This window comes from Serratia proteamaculans, from assembly GCF_949794035.1.
GTDB lineage: Bacteria > Pseudomonadota > Gammaproteobacteria > Enterobacterales > Enterobacteriaceae > Serratia > Serratia proteamaculans.
In genome coordinates, this window is record NZ_OX461105.1 from 2,446,229 (window position 1) to 2,462,205 (window position 15,977).

Consider the following 15,977-nt stretch of genomic DNA (forward strand, 5'->3'; position numbering starts at 1 on the left):
CACCAGGGTTGTAGGGTTATATTAAAAAGAAAACGGGGCAGTAATTATTTAAACAGGCCGATCTTTTCCGTTAATACCTGGGTGACGGCATTATTGGCGGGGATCAGGAATTTGCGCACGCTGTCATTCACCTTACCCTTTTCAAATGTCTGCATGCAACGACCGACCCATTGCACGTTCATCTCGGTACCGACGTTGACCTTCTCAATGCCGCCGGCCACCGCGCGTCGCATATCCTCATCGCTGACCCCGGTACCGCCGTGCAGCACCAGTGGGGTTTGGGTGGCTTCGGTGATTTCCGCCAGGCGCTGGTGCTGAATATGTGCCTTGCCGGTGTACATGCCGTGAACGGTACCGACCGAAACGGCCAGCATGTCGACTCCGGTTTCATCGACAAAGCGTTTGGCGTCTTCCACCGTGGTAAAGGTGATGTCTTCTTCCGCCACGGCCTTGCCGTCTTCCGAGCCACCGATGGCGCCCAATTCGGCCTCAACCGACACATTGCGCTGGCGTGCAATGTCGATCACCTTGCGGGTATTGGCGATGTTCTCGTCCATTTCCAGGTGTGAACCGTCATACATCACCGAACTGAAACCGGCGTCGATCGCGGTAACGATAGAGGCGATGTCTGCACAGTGATCCAGGTGCAGGCAGGTTGGCACCTGTTCGCTTTCTGCCAGTGAGCGCACCGAATCAACCAGCAGCTTGTAGCCCAGATACTCGGCGGTGCCGGTCGAAATCTGGATCATCAGCGGGCTGTGGGTGTCCTTGGCCGCTTTGAAGAAGGCCGGCAGCATTTCCAGGCAGTGGAGATTGAATGATCCAATTGCCTTGAAGTCACGCGCTTTGGCCACGGACAACAGCTCGTTGAAATTATAGAGTTTCATGGACTTTTTCCTCATGGTGTTTGGTTGATTTACCGTTAACAAACCACGCAATCAGCGTGACGAAGACGATGAACAGGGCGATGAACAGCCAGTTGCCCTGAAAGGCATGGCCCATCACCAGACCGCTACTGATGACGTCGGAGTCGCTGAAGGTCACGCCGACAAAGCCGTAGCTCTCCAGCATCGGCACCAGAATGGCCGGCAGGAAGGTGATAAACAGGCCGTGGACCACGCCGCCGATCATGGCGCCGCGGCGACCACCAAGCGCATTGCCGAAGATGCCTGCGGTACCGCCGGCGAAGAAGTTGGTCAACAGACCGGGCAGGATCATCGCCAGACCGAACATAGGGAAAACGATCATGCCGATGATGGAGCCGAGGGTGGTGGCCAGGAAACCGACGATCACTGCGTTAGGGGCGTAGGGGAACAGCACCGGGCAGTCCAGCGCCGGTTTGGCGTCCGGCACGATGCGCATGGCGATACCGCGAAAGGCGGGGACCAGTTCGTTAAGCAGCAGGCGCACGCCGCTGTAGAGAATAAAGACTCCGGCGACAAACTGAATGGCCTGCATAAAGGAGTACATCAGGTAGTTCATACCGCCAGCATATTGGGCAATATATTGCGGACCGGCCGCCAGCGCGGGGATCAGATACATCGGGATCATCACCACCGCCATCGACAGGTAGGTATCCTGCAGGAACTTGAAGTTGTCGGGCAGCTCCAGATCTTCGGTTGAGCGGGAACCTTTACCAACCACCTTGGCGACTGCCGCCTGAACCAGATAGCCAATGGTGCAAAAGTGCCCCAGCGCCACCTCATCCGACCCGGTGATTTTGCGCACCACCGGTTGGGCCAATGCCGGCATTAACACCGCCATTACGCCGCCAAAGATGCCGCCGGTCAGGATCAGCGGCAGGCCGGTTAGGCCAGCCTTGTAGCCGATCACCGCCCCGATGGTGGCCATCCACAGCAATGCCTGGCCGGTCAGGAAGATGTACTTGAACGGGGTGATACGGGCAATGATGATATTCACCGCGAAAATCACCATCAGGGTCATCGCCACTTCCGAGCCCAGCTCACGGTTGGCCAGGCCGGCAATGGCGGCGACGTCGGTGATGTAGCCGGTCATGCCGAAGCTGTGAGTGAAAATGCTGTTCAGGTAGGTCAGGGCACCGACAATAATGTTGATGCCTGCCATCATGATCAGAAAGCCCAACAGGGTTTTAAAGGTGCCCTCGGCCACTTTCCCGGTGGATTTTTTCTGCAGTATTAGCCCCAGCATGGCGATAAAGGCGATCAGGATCGAAGCCTGACCGAGCAGGTCTTTGACAATAAAGTCAATCAGACTATTCATGGTGGTTTTCCTTCATGTCGCGCTCTTTTAAAAAGGCCACAATCTTTTGCTCAATTTCCACTTTATCGGTGAGCCGGTGGAGAATAATTACCCGTTTCTTTTCCTCTTCGCTGGCATCAGCATTTAAAATATCGGCGAAGGTTTTTTGGGTGAGAATAATATCTGATTTAAAGGCGCTGGCCTCAGAGATAGTGGTGTGATCAATGTCTGCCTCAATCTCTAATTTTTTCAGCACCGCTCTTGCGCTCATTTCGATGGCAAAGCTGGAGCCGAGGCCACAGCCACATACGCACAGTATTTTAAGCATGGGTATCTCCTCAGATTATATTTAATTGCCTGGCGAGTTTGTAATGGTGTCCTTCGGTATCAATCAATCGTTTTTGCATGCTGATTAAATCAATCGGAATGGGTTGGTTGCTGGCATTAATAATAATGGCTTTGTTTTTCATGCCGGAATGAATACAACGAACCACTTCGCTGGCCATAATGGTTCCCTGATAAATCTCTTCACAGGTAGGATCGCCATTGCGCAAACCATAACCCATAATGGTTTTACGGATGCGTACACCAATTTTTGGTTCAAGCTGTTTAATCATGGTATCAATGGCACCCTGAAAGCCGGGCGAATATTCTTTGGTATATCCCTCGGAACATAAAATAATGACGCTATTTTGTTGTTCCAGCCGCTGGGATATTTTCTCTGCCAACTGGCTTAAGGCATGTTGGCATTCCGGGATCAGGGCAAAGTCGGCATTGGATTTGATCGCCGTCTGCAGCGTCAGCTCCCCGCAGTAGCCGCCCAACAGTTCAATCATAAACACGCGTCCGGGCAGGGCGCGCCCGGTGTTGCGCAGCTTGGAGACCTCTTTGATCACCTGCTCGCAGGCGGTGGAAAAGCCAATGCTGTAATGGCTGCCAAACACATCATTGTCGATGGTCATGCCCACGCCAAAACAGTTAACGCCAAATTCGCTGAGGGTATTTAAAAACTGCAGCGAACCGTCGCCACCGGCCATAATAAGCACCTCAATGTGTAAGGTTTTAAGCTGCTTGCTGATGGTTTCATATTCACCGGACACCAATTTCTTGGCCGTGCGGCCGGAAGACATTATCGGCATCGATGAAATAGAGTAATCAACCAGGTCGCGCTGACTGACAGATTGATGTTGATTAGCCAATAATCCGGGTATTCCGCCGTTAAACAGAACGATATCGGCCTGCGCCAGTCTGGCGACCTGGAAAATAAAGTTATTGATGCCGGTGACGTCGCCGCCGCTTATTACCACACCGATTTTCATATACTGGCCTCCAATCTGTTCCGTGGAGCTCATTGTCATTTTTGGCATCGCTAAAATTTGCAGGCGACATCACAAAACACTCACAAATATTTCCGTGATTGACCTTGACAGACTGGCGATAGGTAATGTTTTTGAGAAGTAGATCTCATTTTAATTTAAGCGCCTCAGCAGCGTTAAAACGACTATTTATTAATAATCATAATGTTACATCTATATTGCCGTGGGATTATTAGTAAGGGGGGAAATGATTGGCTGGGAGGAAATAAGTTTAACGAAGTGTGATTTCTCTCGCATTTTTATCCGATTCGCGGAGATTAATCGTAATAAATACGCGGAGAAGATTAATAACCGCGTATTTATTACGTTATTTAATTCAGGATACCACTCAGGCTTTGATAACGGTCAACCCGGCCTGTTCCAGTGGGGCCGTTAGCGCGGCGTCGGTCGAACGTTCGACAATAATACTCTGCGCCAGCGTGATATCGCCAATCGCATACTGCGAGGCGGCATTCAACTTGGCGGCAGAGGCCAACACCACGGTTTCGGCTGCCCGCGCCGCCAGAGCGCGCTTGATGTAGGCCTCTTCCAGATCGCCGGTGCTCAGGCCGGCGGTCGGGTGCACGCCGGTCACGCCCATAAAGTAGAGGTCGGCGCGGATGTGCGACATGGCTTCCACCGCTGCCGCGCCCACGCTGACGATCGAGTGTTTGTACAGCCGCCCACCGATCAGAATGACTTCCACTTTGGGGTGCTCAACCAGGCCAACCGCCACGCTGGGGCTGTGGGTGACGATAGTGGCCTCCAGCGTGGCGGGAAGCTGTTTCACCAATTCGGCGGAGGTGGTACCGCCGTCGATGATCACCACCTGACCGGGTGCGATCATTGCCGCTGCGGCTTTGGCAATGGCGCGCTTGGCGGCAGATTCCTGCCCGTTTCTTTCGGCGAAGGTGGCAATCGCCGGAGAGACCGGCAGCGCGCCACCGTGCACCCGTTGCAATAGGCCTTCACTGTCCAGCTCGCGCAAGTCACGCCGCAGGGTATCCTCGGACAACCCGAACATCTCGCTGAGCTGTTTGGCCAGCACCTGTCCGTCCTGGGCCAGTTTTTCCAGAATGATTTTTTTACGTTGGCTGGTGAGCATGACGTTCTCCCGTTAAATTTATTCTGCACGAAATATCTTGATCATACACGAAGCTGCACGATAGTATCGCTTTCCTTTCCTGGTTGTGGAGTTGACCAACATGATCGCCACTAAAGATCGGGTTCGTATTATCGAAACCCGGGTGCTGTCCGATGACTGGTATCTGCTGAAAAAAACCACCTTTGATTTTTTACGTCGCGATGGCGTCTGGCAGCGGCAAAGCCGTGAAACCTACGATCGCGGCGACGGTGCTACCATTTTGCTGTTTAACCGCCAGGCGCAAACGGTGGTGCTGACGCGCCAGTTTCGCTTCCCGGTGTTCGTCAACGGTCACGACGGCATGCTGATCGAGGCCGCCGCCGGTCTGTTGGACAACGCTTCGCCTGAAGAGCGTATCCGTGCGGAAGCGGAGGAAGAAACCGGCTATAGGGTGCAAAACGTGCAAAAGGTATTTGAAGCTTATATGAGCCCCGGTTCCGTTACCGAGAAGCTGCACTTCTTTGTCGGCGAGTATCATGCCGCCGGGCGGGTCAGCGACGGCGGTGGGGTGGAAGCGGAGGGCGAAGATCTCGAGGTGATTGAACTGCCGCTGGCGGAGGCGCTGAGCGCCATTGTTCAGGGGAGTATTGTCGATGCCAAAACCATCATGCTGTTGCAGTTTGTCGCCCTGAATCACACCCTGGAGAATGCGCTATGAAAGCTCAACTGATATTAATTGCCGGCCCTTACCGCAGCGGTACCGATGGCGATGCACAGCGCATTGCCGATAACCTGCAACGTCTGGAGCAGGCGGCGCTTGAGGTGTACCAACGCGGGCATGTACCGGTGATTGGCGAATGGCTGGCGTTACCGCTGGCGGCAGCGGCAGGCTCAACCCGCCATGGCGATGCCATTAGCGAGGAATACCTCTATCCGGTGGCCCATCGGCTGATTGCCCAGTGTCAGGCGGTGTATCGCATTGAGGGGGTGTCGGCGGGGCCGATAACGACGTACGCCTGGCTCATGAGCGCGGCCTGACGGTTTATCAGCGTCTCGCAGAGATCCCACAGGTTTAAGCCTTAGAGGTGACGTAGCAAAGGTGAAATAGGCCCTCTCCTGGTGAGAGGGCTTGAGGTGAACAGACTAAGCTGGGCCCAGCACAAATTTCAGTCCGTTAATCAACTTGTCCATACCGGCCTCAACCTTGCTGCGCGGGCAGCCGACGTTCAGCCGCAGGAAGCCACGGCCTTCTTCGCCGTAGGTGAAGCCCGGCATGATGGCAACCTTCTCCCGCTCGATCAGCACCTGTTGTAACTGACGGTCGTCAATGCCCAGCGGGCGCAGATCGATCCAGGCCAGGTAAGTGGCCTGTGGCGGTTGCCAATTCAGTATCGGGAACGCCTGATTCAACCGCTCGGCAACGTAGGTCAGGTTGTCCTGCAGGTAGTCGCGCAGTGCGTCCAGCCAGGGCTCGCCGTGGCGATAAGCGGCAATATGCGCGACAACCGCCAGTACTGCCGGAGAAGACAACCCGTCGCGGGCCTTAAGTTGCTGAGTGTAGGCCTCACGCGCGGCATCATCGCTGATAAACCCGTAGGCCCCGGTCAACGCCGGGATATTGAAGGTTTTGGAACCTGAGGTCAGCAGTGCCCAGGGCGTGGTGGCAACCTGGCTCCAGGGCGTATGACGTTGCTCACCCCAGACCATATCCATATGGATCTCATCGCTGATCACCCGCACGTCGTGGCGTTCGCACAGCTCGGCCATTTGCTGCAATTCTTCCGCACGCCATACCTTGCCGGTCGGGTTGTGCGGGCTGCACAGCAGCAGAATTTTGGTTTGCGGCCGCGCCAGTAACGCCTCCAGGTGGGCCATATCGCACTGCCAGTCGTTGCCGTCCTTGTGCAGTGGGCAGGCCAGCAGTTGGCGTTGATTACCGAGGATCACCTTATAAAAAGCGTCATAGGCCGGGGTGTGGGTGACGACGTATTCACCCGGTGCCGACCACAGGCGGATCAATTGCGCCACCATGTAAATCACCGACGGGCCATAGACCGCCATATGGGTGTCGATGGGGATATTGAAGCGCTGTTGATACCAGTGGCGCACCGCGCCGAGAAAATCCTCATGCTGCCAGCGGCTGTAACCCAGCACACCATGCTGCAGGCGCTGTTGCAGCGCCTCGAGAATGCAGGGCGCGGTGGCGAAATCCATATCGGAAATGGTGAACGGCAGCAGGTCATCGTGGCCAAAACGGTCAGCGATGTAATCCCATTGCGTGCACCAGGTACCGTGCCGATCGACCGGGGTGGAAAAATCAAACATTTGACGCTCCCTGCAGGGCCGCAGCAGGAAGCGCTGCCGCTATCAGTGAGTCTAATTCATCTTTCACCGATTGCACCTGCGGGCCGATCACCACCTGAAGATTGTGCTCATTGAGGTGCACCACGCCAATGGCGCGATTGGCCTTCAGCGCCGCGTCATCCACCTTGCTCATGTCGTCGACCGACAGGCGCAGACGGGTGATGCAGTTATCCAACGAAACAATATTCTCACTGCCGCCCAGCGCCGCCAGAATGGCCGGAACGTTATAGCCGGATTTGCCGACCGGGCCAACGGGTGCGCTCTGGCTGGCGGTGGTTTCGCTTTCGCGGCCCGGCGTTTTGATATTAAAGCGCTGAATGGAGAAGCGGAAAATGGCGTAGTAGGCGGCGAACCAGATGCCGGCGACGATCGGCACCAGATACCACTTGGTGGCGGTACCGTGCAGAATACCGAATACCACGAAGTCGATGATATTGCCGTCGGTGTTGCCGATGGTCACGCCCAGCAGGGCCATCACGGTGAAGCCCAACCCGGTGAGGACCGCGTGAATGAGATACAGGAACGGTGCGACAAACAGGAACAGGAACTCGATCGGTTCGGTGGTGCCGCCGACCACGCAGGCCACTACGCCGGAGATCAGCAGGCCTTTAATTTTATGGCGATTTTCCGGCTTGGCACAGTGATACATGGCTAACGCCGCGCCCGGCAGACCACCCAGGAAGGCCGGCATCTTGCCCTGTGACAGGAAGCGGGTGGCGCTTTCGGCAAAGCCGGTGGTGGTTGGGCAGGAAAGCTGCGCCTGGAAGATGGTCAACGCACCGCTCACGGTATGGCCGCAGACGTCCAGCGTGCCGCCCGCCTCGGTAAAGCGGATCAGCGCCACCAGAATATGCTGCAAGCCGAAGGGTAACAGCAGGCGTTCGCCAGTACCGAACAGCATCGGCCCAAAGGCACCAGCGCTGTTGATCACCCAGCCCAGCCCGGTAATACCGGCGGCAAACCAGGGCCAAATCAATGGGATCACCAGGCCACACAAACCCAGTATCACGGTAGTGACGATCGGCACAAAGCGGGTGCCACCGAAGAACGCCAGCGCATCCGGCAGACGGATGGTGTGGAAACGCTCGTGCAATTTATAAACGATGATACCGACGATCACCGCACCCAGAATACCGGTATCAATCGATTGAATACCGAGGATATTTTGGATGTTGTTGGCTTTCAGCACCAGCGGATCGGTGGTGGGTAAAATGCCGGTGGTGGTCAGGTAGAAGTTGGTGGCCAGGTTCAGTACCGCAAAGCCGACAAAGCCGGAGAACGCGGCGACGCCCTTGTTTTCACGCGCCATACCCAGCGGAATGGCAATGGCGAACATCACCGGCAGGAAGCTAAAGGCAAAGGAGCCGATCTTGCTCATCCAGGTGAACAGCAACTGGAAGGCAGGGTGGCCGATAAACGGCAGCAGGGTGATGACATCCCGGCTGCTCAGTGAACTGCCGATACCCAGCATGATGCCGCAGAACGACAGCAAGGCGACGGGCAGCATAAATGTTTTGCCCAGGCTCTGGAAAAACTCCCAGAGCGTGATTTTTTGTTTTTTAGGTGCTGGCATAACCGGCGGCTCCTGGCGGAAAAACGTGCGAAAGTGGTGTGTACCCCTGTTAGGTAAAAATAAGATAAAACGTTTTACCTACTAAAAATGCGCCACTAATCACAATTCCGACGCGCACTTTGCGGTGACAATGACGAGACCAGTAAAACGTTTTACTGACCAAACAGATTCGGTATACCATTTGCTGCAAGATGCAGAATGCCCAGGATCGGGCTCGCAGAGGTCATGACCATCAAAAAGATCACCATTACCGATGTCGCGCAGCAGGCCGGTGTTTCGGTCACCACCGTTTCGCTGGTGCTGAGTGGCAAAGGGCGTATTTCACCCACTACCGTGGCGCGGGTGAACCACGCCATTGAACGCCTGGGCTACGTACGCAACCGTCAGGCGGCGACGCTGCGCGGTGGGGCGTCGGGCGTGATTGGCCTGATCCTGCGTGATATCTGCGAGCCGTTTTATGCGGAAATGACCGCCGGGCTGAGCGAGGTATTGGAGGCGCACGGCAAAGTGTTGTTCCTGACCCAAAGCGGTCGCGACGGCAAGGGGCTGATGCGCTGTTTTGATACGCTGCTGGAGCATGGGGTTGACGGTATGGTGCTGGCGGGTGGCATACGCTCGGCCGAGGGGCTGAAGGAGAAGGCCGCAGAGCAGGGCGTGCCACTGGTGTGCGCTGCACGCTCGAATGGCCTGGAAGGGGTCGATGTGGTGCGGCCGGACAATATGCAGGCCGCCAAGATGGCCACCGAATTCCTGATCAAGCGCGGCCACAGCCAAATTGCCTATCTGGGCGGGCAAAGCAGCTCCTTAACCCGTGCCGAACGGCTGGGAGGTTTTTGTGCCACGCTGGTGCAGTATGGCCTGCCTTTTCGCTCCGACTGGATTGTCGAGTGTGACTGTCATCAGCGGGCGGCGGCAGAAGCAGCGGAAAACCTGCTACGGCAACACCCGAACATCAGCGCACTGGTCTGCCATAAGGCGTCGGTGGCGTTGGGCGCCTACTTTGGCATCGTGCGCAGCGGGCGCAGTATCGGTTCGGAAGGCGTCGACACTTACTACGGTCAGCAGGTGGCGCTGATTGGTTTTGGCGATGTGCCTGAGGCCGAACTGACCGAACCGCCGCTGACGCTGGTTTCCAGCTCGGCACGAGAAGTGGGGCGCAGCGCCGCCTCACGCTTGCTACAGCGGATCGCCGACGCCGAGTTACCGCCGCAAAACGTGATTCTGCCGCCGGTGTTGATCAAGCGTGGCTCGGCCTGATCTCAATCTCATTGTTGTTCATCCTCGACCTGTTGCTGGATCCAGCTGACAAACACTTTCATCGCCGGCGTCATATCGCGTGATTTCAGGTGGGTCAGCCAGTAGCCGCCAAGGTCGGCTTCTGCGCTGAAGGGGCGCTGTAACAGGCCTACCCGCAGCTCGCGGGCAAACATACGTGCCGGAGCCAGCGCCACACCACCGCTGTGGATTGCCCCTTCTACCATCAGCCGGGAAGAGTCGAACACCGGGCCGTTAATCCGCCACGGCGTCACCTGCGCAGCGGCAAACCAGCGTTCCCACTCGTCCTTGCGGTAGCTGCGCATCAGCAGTTGGTGTTGCAGATCCTGCGGCGTGTGAAGTTGCTCTGCCACTTGCGGTGGGCACAGCACCGTCAGCGGGGCGTCAAACAGTTTGAGGTTGTGGGTCGCGGGCCACCGGCCTTCACCGAAGCGGATAGCGAAGTCCATTCCGTCGGCCGACAGGTTAACCAGGTTATTATTGGTTAACACCCGCAGATCGATAAACGGATGTGACTCTCTGAACGCCGCCAGCCGGGGCATCAGCCAACCGACGGCAAAGGTGCCGACTACCGCCACCGTCAACACCTCATGGAAATGCCCGCCTTCGAACTGTTGCAGTACCGACTCAATGCGGTCGAAAGCGTCGGTCAATATCGGCAGCAGCGCCTGTCCTTCCTCGGTCAGATCCAGCCCGCGCGGCAAGCGACGGAACAGCTGAATACCCAACTGTTGTTCGAGTGTACGCACCTGCTGGCTGACCGCGGCCTGGGTGACGCTCAGTTCCAGCCCGGCGCGGGTAAAGTTCAGGTGACGGGCGGAGGATTCAAACGCCCGCAGGGCATTAAGCGGCAGTCGGTTGCGCATAGAGTTAGCCATAAGTTTTTCTTTATGCTGGCTGAAATTCTTATCGCTTGTCAACCTCAGGCGAAACCCCGATATTTAGCCCAGCTGTTGCGGAATTAACGCAGTCAGAAAAGGAATAACACCGTTACCCAAGGATATCTTCGTGTCGAATGGCAATAAAATCTTTTACCATCGGCCGATACCCTGCAACCCAAGAGCTTTCACATGACCAAAATAAATCGCTTGGCGGCCGCGTTGCTGGCCGCAATGATCCTGCCGGCTGGCCATGCCGCCGATAAGGCCGACATCGACGCCATTATTCAACCCCTGATGCAGAAATATGGCGTACCGGGCATGGCCATCGCCGTGTCGGTGGACGGCAAGCAGCAGTTTTATCACTATGGTGTGGCGTCCAAACAGACCGGCAAGCCGATCACCAACCAGACCTTGTTTGAAATTGGTTCATTGAGCAAAACCTTCACTGCCACATTGGCTGCCTATGCACAGAATGAGGGCAAATTGTCGTTCGCCGAACCGGCCAGTCATTACCTGCCGGAACTGCGCGGCAGCGCCTTTGACCACGTCAGCCTGCTGAACCTGGCCACGCATACCTCTGGTCTGCCGTTGTTTGTTCCGGACCAGGTGACCAACGACGCGCAACTGATGGCCTATTACCGGCAGTGGCAGCCAACGCATGCGGTAGGCAGCTACCGGGTTTACTCCAACCTGGGTGTCGGCATGCTGGGGATGATCACCGCCAAAAGCCTGAACCAACCCTTTGCTCAGGCGATGGAAACACAGTTGCTGCCAGGGCTGGGCATGAACCACAGCTACGTGAATGTTCCGGCCGGGCAGATGGAAAATTACGCCCAGGGTTACAACAAGCAAGACCAGCCGGTGCGAGTGACTCCGGGCCCGCTGGACGCAGAAGCCTACGGTATTAAGTCCAATGCCCAGGATCTGATCCGTTACCTGGAAGCCAACATGCAGGTGGCCAAGGTGGGGGATAAGTGGCGCAAGGCACTGGCCGCGACCCATACCGGTTATTTCCAGGCGGGGGTCTTTACTCAGGATCTGATGTGGGAAAGCTATGCTTATCCGGTGGCATTGGCCAAGCTGACGGAAGGCAACAACGCCGGAATGATCATGAATGGCACGCCGGCCACCACCATCACGCCGCCGCTACAGCAGCAGACGGCCGCCTGGTTCAATAAAACCGGCTCAACCGGCGGGTTCTCCACCTACGCGGTATTTATTCCGTCGCAAAAAATTGCCGTGGTGATGCTGGCCAATAAATGGTTCCCGAATGACGACCGGGTCGCGGCCAGTTACCGGATCGTGCAGGCGTTGGATAAACCTTAACGCTGAAGCTCAGGGCGCCATACTGGCGTCCTGAGTGCGGTTCTGTTGCGACCGTTTTTCCCGCATAAAATCAATGAATACCCGCAGTTTGAGCGGCATATGCCGACTGGCCGGAAAGTAGATGAAAAAACCGGGGAAATCACCGCTGTACTCCGCCAGTAATTCGACCAGTTGCCCGCTGCTTAGCTCACGTTGCACCGTGTTGGCAAAACGTTGGGTCATGCCCAATCCCATCAAAGCGGCGTCTTTAATCAGCCGGTCTTCGTTAAATATCAGGCTGCCGCTCACCTCCAGCGTGAGCTGCCCGCCATCCTGCCTGAAATACCAGGGCTCAAACTTGCCGCTGCCGGGGAAACGGTAACGCAGGCAGTTGTGGTCGCTCAGCGCCTGCGGCGTCAGTGGCGTGCCGTGCTGCGCCAAATAGCCGGGAGTGGCGATAATCACCCGCCGCTGGTCGCGGTCGATCGGCACCGCAATCATGTCTTTCTGTAGCATGGCTCGCATGCGAATACCGGCATCGAAACTGTCCAACACCAGATCGGAAAAGTGGTCGTCGGTAAACAGCTCAAGCTGTACCTCGGGGTAGCGCGCCTGAAACTCCGCCAGATAGGGCATCACCAGCAGTGAGGCGGCCAACTGCGGCAGGGTAATGCGCAGCAGGCCGGAAGGGCGACCGTGCAGGGTGCGTACATCGTCTGCGGCCACCTCGATCTGTCCCATGGCGGGCGCCACCCGTTGGTAAAAAAGACGCCCCTCATCGCTTAGCCGCACCGACCGGCTGGTACGGTTGAACAGCCGTACCCCAAGCCGGGTTTCCAATGCCTGAATGTTTTGCGACACCGCCGGAGGGGTGACACCCAACTGATTAGCTGCCTGGGTAAAGCTGCCCAAGCGGGCGACGGCTTCGAAAAACGGCAGTAATTGCAATAGTGAACTCATCTATCAGTAACCCCTGCTTAATGATTCGTTAAGTAACCGGGTATTTAATTTTATAATAATCGCTTTAGACTGATTTTATACCCCCTCAGAGAGCATCAAATCATGTCGATACCGAATCAGTCATTAGCAGAACGAGTACAGGCGGTCAGCCGTCAGGCGATTGCCGAACAACGCATCGTCGGCAGCGTGGTGCTGGTGGCGCAGCAAGGTAAGGTGATTTACGCCGAAGCCAGCGGCTACGCAGATCGAGAACTACAGCGGCCGATGCGACGTGAAACCCAGTTCCGGCTGTCTTCGGTGTCCAAGCCCTACATCACGCTGGCGGCGATGCGCATGGTCGAACAACAAAAGCTGGGGCTGGATGATGCCGTCAGCCGTTGGCTGCCCTGGTTCACGCCTGCGCTGGCCGATGGCCGCCAGCCAGAGATTAAAATCCGTCATTTGCTCAGCCACACCGCCGGGCTGGATTATCGTTTTAATCAACCCGCGGACGGGCCGTATCAGCGGTTGGGCATTCAAGACGGTATGACGTTGTCGCCACTGACGCTGGAGCAAAATTTGCGACTGTTGGCTCAGGCTGATCTGTTGGTGGCACCCGGCAGCGAATTCAATTATTCGCTGGCGATTGATGTGTTGGGGGCGGTATTGGAGCAGGCGGCTGGCGAGCCGTTGCCACTGTTGTTCGAACGCTGGGTCGCGCAACCCTTGGGGCTGAGTAATACCGGGTTTTACACCGCGGATGCCGACAACCTGGCGACGGCTTATCACGACAGCGCCGCCCGGCCGGAGCCGATCCACGACGGCATGCATCTGACGCTGCCGGAAGGTTTTGGTTTTGACATTGAATTGTCGCCATCACGTGCGCTTGATCCGCTGGCTTATGCTTCTGGCGGTGCCGGTATGGTCGGCGATGCTGATGACGTGCTGCGCCTGGTAGAAACCTTGCGCGGTGGTGAAGAGGGGATTTTACAACCGGCCAGCGTGGCGCTGATGCGTCAGCCGCATGTCGGTGCCGAAGCTGAAACCCAGGGGCCGGGCTGGGGCTTTGGTTTTGGCGGCGCGGTGCTGGTGGATGCACAACTGGCGATGACGCCACAGCATAATGGCACCCTGCAGTGGGGCGGTGTGTATGGACACAGTTGGTTTTACGATCCGCAGGCGGCATTAAGTGTGGTGGCGCTGACCAATACGGCGTTTGAAGGTATGAGCGGGCAGTATCCGCAGCAGATCCGCGATGCGGTGTACGGGAACCAGGAATAAAACAGGGGCCCGACCAAGCGGGCCCCAAGGCTGTGATGCTGAGAATTACTGGGCTGGTACCGGTGCAGGAACGGCGTCCTGTGCCGGTGCGCCTTCTGCTGCTGGTGCACCCAGCAGGCCAAAGGTACCGATGAACTCTTGCAGCGACATCTTGTTGCCGTTCAGATCAACCTGATTGTCAGCGTAATGGAAGCTGCTGCCGATCACCCCGTCCTTCAAGGTGGTCAGTTTGAACATCTGCCCCATGGCGGCCAGACCCTGCACCTGCTGCTGGGCCAGTTTCTGTGCTTCTTCCGCGCTGTAACCCTGCAGTAAAGCTGTTTGCGAAGTGGTTTCGGTCGCCATCGCCACTGGAATGCTCAGATTGGCGTCCAGTTTTTTCACTGAACGGGCAATCAGTTGATCCGGTGATTCGGCAGGGGAACCGGCCTGCGCAGGATCGGTCAGATCCAGACTCAGGGTAAAGGTACTTTCACCCTTGCTGTTTTTCCAGCTCAGCGGTGCAACGCTGATGCTAGGGTTGCCCTTCAACAGCAGCGGCAGGTTCTGCAGCAGGATGTCGGTGGTTTGCTGCTGGTAGGCCACAGGATCCATAGTTTGCGCCTGTTGCAGCATTTGCATCGCCTGCTGGTTATAGCGGTCAGCAAACTCTTTCAGCGATTTGGCGTCCAGTTTGTCGATTTTCAGCGACAGCTTGCCGGAACCGAAATCGCTGTTCTGGATCTTCAGCGCATCCATGGTGTAGTCGATTTGGCCGTTCAGGTTAGCGTCTTTCTCACCGAATTGGCTCGCCAGCTTAAAGCCGTCCAGCGTCAGGGTCTCTTTACCGTCAACGGCAACCTTGATCTGTTTCAGTTCCATATTCTGGTTACCCAGGCTGAGATCGAACTGACCGGCATGGGTCTGGCTCTTCAGCGTAGCGCCCAGCAACTGAACCTGCTCGGTCTGACCAAACTGGTTCGGGCCGCTGATCACTGCGCTGTCGCTGCTGGCGTCCAGGGTGATGGCTTTCATATCGCGTGAGACATCGGCATTGATGGTCGCACCGCTGAATTTCAGCGCTGACTTGTCCTTCTGGTATTCCAGCGGGATCACGTCAATGGCAGATGAGGTATCACCACTGTAGGAAATACGGGATTCGGCGGTGAACAGCGACTTGCCTTTGGTGATATCAAACAGGCCTTTGGTCGCCGGGGTGTTTTCCAGTTCGGTATGCACCGACGCCATGCTTGGCAGCAGGTTGAATTTTTTCAGTTGGGCAAACGGGAAGGGACCGTGGTCGATGGTTTCCATAAACGCCACTTCATCACCGGCTTTCAGCGGAGCCTCGTCGGTGGTGACGCTGCCGTCGGCGCGCAGCACATAGCGAATTTTACTGCTGAAAATACCGCGCTGGTAATTTTCATAACCCAGCTTAACCCCGGCTTTTGGCAGATAGACTTTCAGCTGGCTGTTGGCGTTATCAACCACTTCACCCATCCGTTGTTCGATCAGTTTGCCGGTGTACCAGGAAGCCCCGGTCCATGCTGCGCCAAGAACCACAATGACGCTAACAGCGACTAACGATTTTTTCATAGTTCTGTTCATCCTTATTAAGCCATCTGTCTCGAACAGATGGATGGGCAAATTTGGGCCAATAAAAAAACGCCCGTAGGCGTTTAATTGTGAAGGTAAGCCACTCTTTCAGCAACCAATTTGCG

General features: G+C 56.3%; 14 protein-coding genes and 1 pseudogene. 5 read left to right on the forward strand and 10 right to left on the reverse strand.

Annotated elements, in window-relative coordinates; translation table 11 throughout:
• Positions 1-44: 44 nt before the first annotated feature.
• The 5 genes from QOT07_RS11530 to QOT07_RS11550 all read right to left on the reverse strand — a co-directional run bounded on the left by QOT07_RS11530 (position 45) and on the right by QOT07_RS11550 (position 4,680).
• On the reverse strand, positions 45-887 hold the full coding sequence (locus QOT07_RS11530; RefSeq protein ID WP_219016079.1) for a class II fructose-bisphosphate aldolase: 843 nt from the start codon (positions 885-887) through the stop codon (positions 45-47).
• Positions 874-2,241, reverse strand: coding sequence for a PTS sugar transporter subunit IIC (locus QOT07_RS11535; RefSeq protein ID WP_283603142.1), 1,368 nt, complete (start codon positions 2,239-2,241; stop codon positions 874-876). The genes QOT07_RS11530 and QOT07_RS11535 overlap by 14 nt, the downstream gene beginning before the upstream one ends.
• Positions 2,234-2,548 carry a PTS sugar transporter subunit IIB gene (locus tag QOT07_RS11540; protein ID WP_085116639.1) on the reverse strand — a complete coding sequence of 105 codons (315 nt, stop codon included), beginning with the start codon at positions 2,546-2,548 and terminating at the stop codon, positions 2,234-2,236. The genes QOT07_RS11535 and QOT07_RS11540 overlap by 8 nt, the downstream gene beginning before the upstream one ends.
• Positions 2,549-2,558: 10 nt before the next feature.
• Positions 2,559-3,539: a 6-phosphofructokinase gene (locus tag QOT07_RS11545; RefSeq protein ID WP_283603143.1), complete on the reverse strand. Its 981-nt coding sequence runs from the start codon at positions 3,537-3,539 to the stop codon at positions 2,559-2,561.
• A 385-nt stretch (positions 3,540-3,924) separates the two neighbouring features.
• Complete coding sequence (locus tag QOT07_RS11550) at positions 3,925-4,680, reverse strand: DeoR/GlpR family DNA-binding transcription regulator (RefSeq protein ID WP_099061864.1); 756 nt, start codon at positions 4,678-4,680, stop codon at positions 3,925-3,927.
• A gap of 100 nt (positions 4,681-4,780) precedes the next feature.
• Here QOT07_RS11550 and QOT07_RS11555 point away from each other — a divergent pair, with 100 nt between their 5' ends.
• Together QOT07_RS11555 and QOT07_RS11560 are read left to right on the forward strand one after the other, a co-directional pair.
• Positions 4,781-5,377, forward strand: a complete 597-nt coding sequence (locus QOT07_RS11555; protein ID WP_283603144.1) for an NUDIX domain-containing protein — start codon at positions 4,781-4,783, stop codon at positions 5,375-5,377.
• Positions 5,374-5,735 (forward strand): annotated as a pseudogene (locus QOT07_RS11560) (NUDIX hydrolase). Before QOT07_RS11555 ends, QOT07_RS11560 begins: the two are co-directional and overlap by 4 nt.
• A 67-nt stretch (positions 5,736-5,802) precedes the next feature.
• On the opposite strand, the gene QOT07_RS11565 reads toward QOT07_RS11560, so the two are convergent.
• Together QOT07_RS11565 and malX are read right to left on the reverse strand one after the other, a co-directional pair.
• On the reverse strand, positions 5,803-6,984 hold the full coding sequence (locus QOT07_RS11565) for a MalY/PatB family protein (protein ID WP_283603145.1): 1,182 nt from the start codon (positions 6,982-6,984) through the stop codon (positions 5,803-5,805).
• Positions 6,977-8,596: a maltose/glucose-specific PTS transporter subunit IIBC gene (malX, locus tag QOT07_RS11570; RefSeq protein WP_085116642.1), complete on the reverse strand. Its 1,620-nt coding sequence runs from the start codon at positions 8,594-8,596 to the stop codon at positions 6,977-6,979. The genes QOT07_RS11565 and malX overlap by 8 nt, the downstream gene beginning before the upstream one ends.
• Before the next feature lie 225 nt (positions 8,597-8,821).
• On the opposite strand from malX, the gene QOT07_RS11575 reads away from it, so the two are divergent.
• Entirely contained in the window at positions 8,822-9,853 is a 1,032-nt protein-coding gene (locus tag QOT07_RS11575; protein WP_099061871.1) for a Mal regulon transcriptional regulator MalI, read from the forward strand.
• Positions 9,854-9,861: 8 nt separating this feature from the next.
• Here QOT07_RS11575 and QOT07_RS11580 read toward each other — a convergent pair whose 3' ends face one another.
• Positions 9,862-10,749, reverse strand: a complete 888-nt coding sequence (locus QOT07_RS11580) for a LysR family transcriptional regulator (RefSeq protein ID WP_198404387.1) — start codon at positions 10,747-10,749, stop codon at positions 9,862-9,864.
• Positions 10,750-10,941: 192 nt separating this feature from the next.
• Between QOT07_RS11580 and ampC the strand changes: the two genes are divergently transcribed.
• Positions 10,942-12,078 carry a class C beta-lactamase gene (gene ampC / locus QOT07_RS11585; protein WP_099061872.1) on the forward strand — a complete coding sequence of 379 codons (1,137 nt, stop codon included), beginning with the start codon at positions 10,942-10,944 and terminating at the stop codon, positions 12,076-12,078.
• Positions 12,079-12,087: 9 nt separating this feature from the next.
• On the opposite strand, the gene QOT07_RS11590 is transcribed toward ampC, so the two are convergent.
• Positions 12,088-13,017, reverse strand: a complete 930-nt coding sequence (locus tag QOT07_RS11590) for a LysR family transcriptional regulator (RefSeq protein ID WP_283603147.1) — start codon at positions 13,015-13,017, stop codon at positions 12,088-12,090.
• Between the two features lie 102 nt (positions 13,018-13,119).
• Between QOT07_RS11590 and QOT07_RS11595 the strand changes: the two genes are divergently transcribed.
• A complete protein-coding gene (locus tag QOT07_RS11595) occupies positions 13,120-14,277 on the forward strand; it encodes a serine hydrolase domain-containing protein (protein ID WP_283603148.1) in 1,158 nt (385 codons plus the stop codon).
• 45 nt (positions 14,278-14,322) lie between these two features.
• On the opposite strand, the gene QOT07_RS11600 is transcribed toward QOT07_RS11595, so the two are convergent.
• On the reverse strand, positions 14,323-15,852 hold the full coding sequence (locus tag QOT07_RS11600) for a YdgA family protein (RefSeq protein ID WP_283603149.1): 1,530 nt from the start codon (positions 15,850-15,852) through the stop codon (positions 14,323-14,325).
• Positions 15,853-15,977: the final 125 nt, after the last annotated feature.

Coding starts and splice junctions, on each gene's coding strand:
- QOT07_RS11530 (WP_219016079.1), bottom strand. CDS start 887: ATGAAACTCTATAATTTCAACGAGCTGTTGTCCGTGGCCAAAGCGCGT.
- QOT07_RS11535 (WP_283603142.1), bottom strand. CDS start 2,241: ATGAATAGTCTGATTGACTTTATTGTCAAAGACCTGCTCGGTCAGGCT.
- QOT07_RS11540 (WP_085116639.1), bottom strand. CDS start 2,548: ATGCTTAAAATACTGTGCGTATGTGGCTGTGGCCTCGGCTCCAGCTTT.
- QOT07_RS11545 (WP_283603143.1), bottom strand. CDS start 3,539: ATGAAAATCGGTGTGGTAATAAGCGGCGGCGACGTCACCGGCATCAAT.
- QOT07_RS11550 (WP_099061864.1), bottom strand. CDS start 4,680: ATGCTCACCAGCCAACGTAAAAAAATCATTCTGGAAAAACTGGCCCAG.
- QOT07_RS11555 (WP_283603144.1), top strand. CDS start 4,781: ATGATCGCCACTAAAGATCGGGTTCGTATTATCGAAACCCGGGTGCTG.
- QOT07_RS11565 (WP_283603145.1), bottom strand. CDS start 6,984: ATGTTTGATTTTTCCACCCCGGTCGATCGGCACGGTACCTGGTGCACG.
- malX (WP_085116642.1), bottom strand. CDS start 8,596: ATGCCAGCACCTAAAAAACAAAAAATCACGCTCTGGGAGTTTTTCCAG.
- QOT07_RS11575 (WP_099061871.1), top strand. CDS start 8,822: ATGACCATCAAAAAGATCACCATTACCGATGTCGCGCAGCAGGCCGGT.
- QOT07_RS11580 (WP_198404387.1), bottom strand. CDS start 10,749: ATGGCTAACTCTATGCGCAACCGACTGCCGCTTAATGCCCTGCGGGCG.
- ampC (WP_099061872.1), top strand. CDS start 10,942: ATGACCAAAATAAATCGCTTGGCGGCCGCGTTGCTGGCCGCAATGATC.
- QOT07_RS11590 (WP_283603147.1), bottom strand. CDS start 13,017: ATGAGTTCACTATTGCAATTACTGCCGTTTTTCGAAGCCGTCGCCCGC.
- QOT07_RS11595 (WP_283603148.1), top strand. CDS start 13,120: ATGTCGATACCGAATCAGTCATTAGCAGAACGAGTACAGGCGGTCAGC.
- QOT07_RS11600 (WP_283603149.1), bottom strand. CDS start 15,852: ATGAAAAAATCGTTAGTCGCTGTTAGCGTCATTGTGGTTCTTGGCGCA.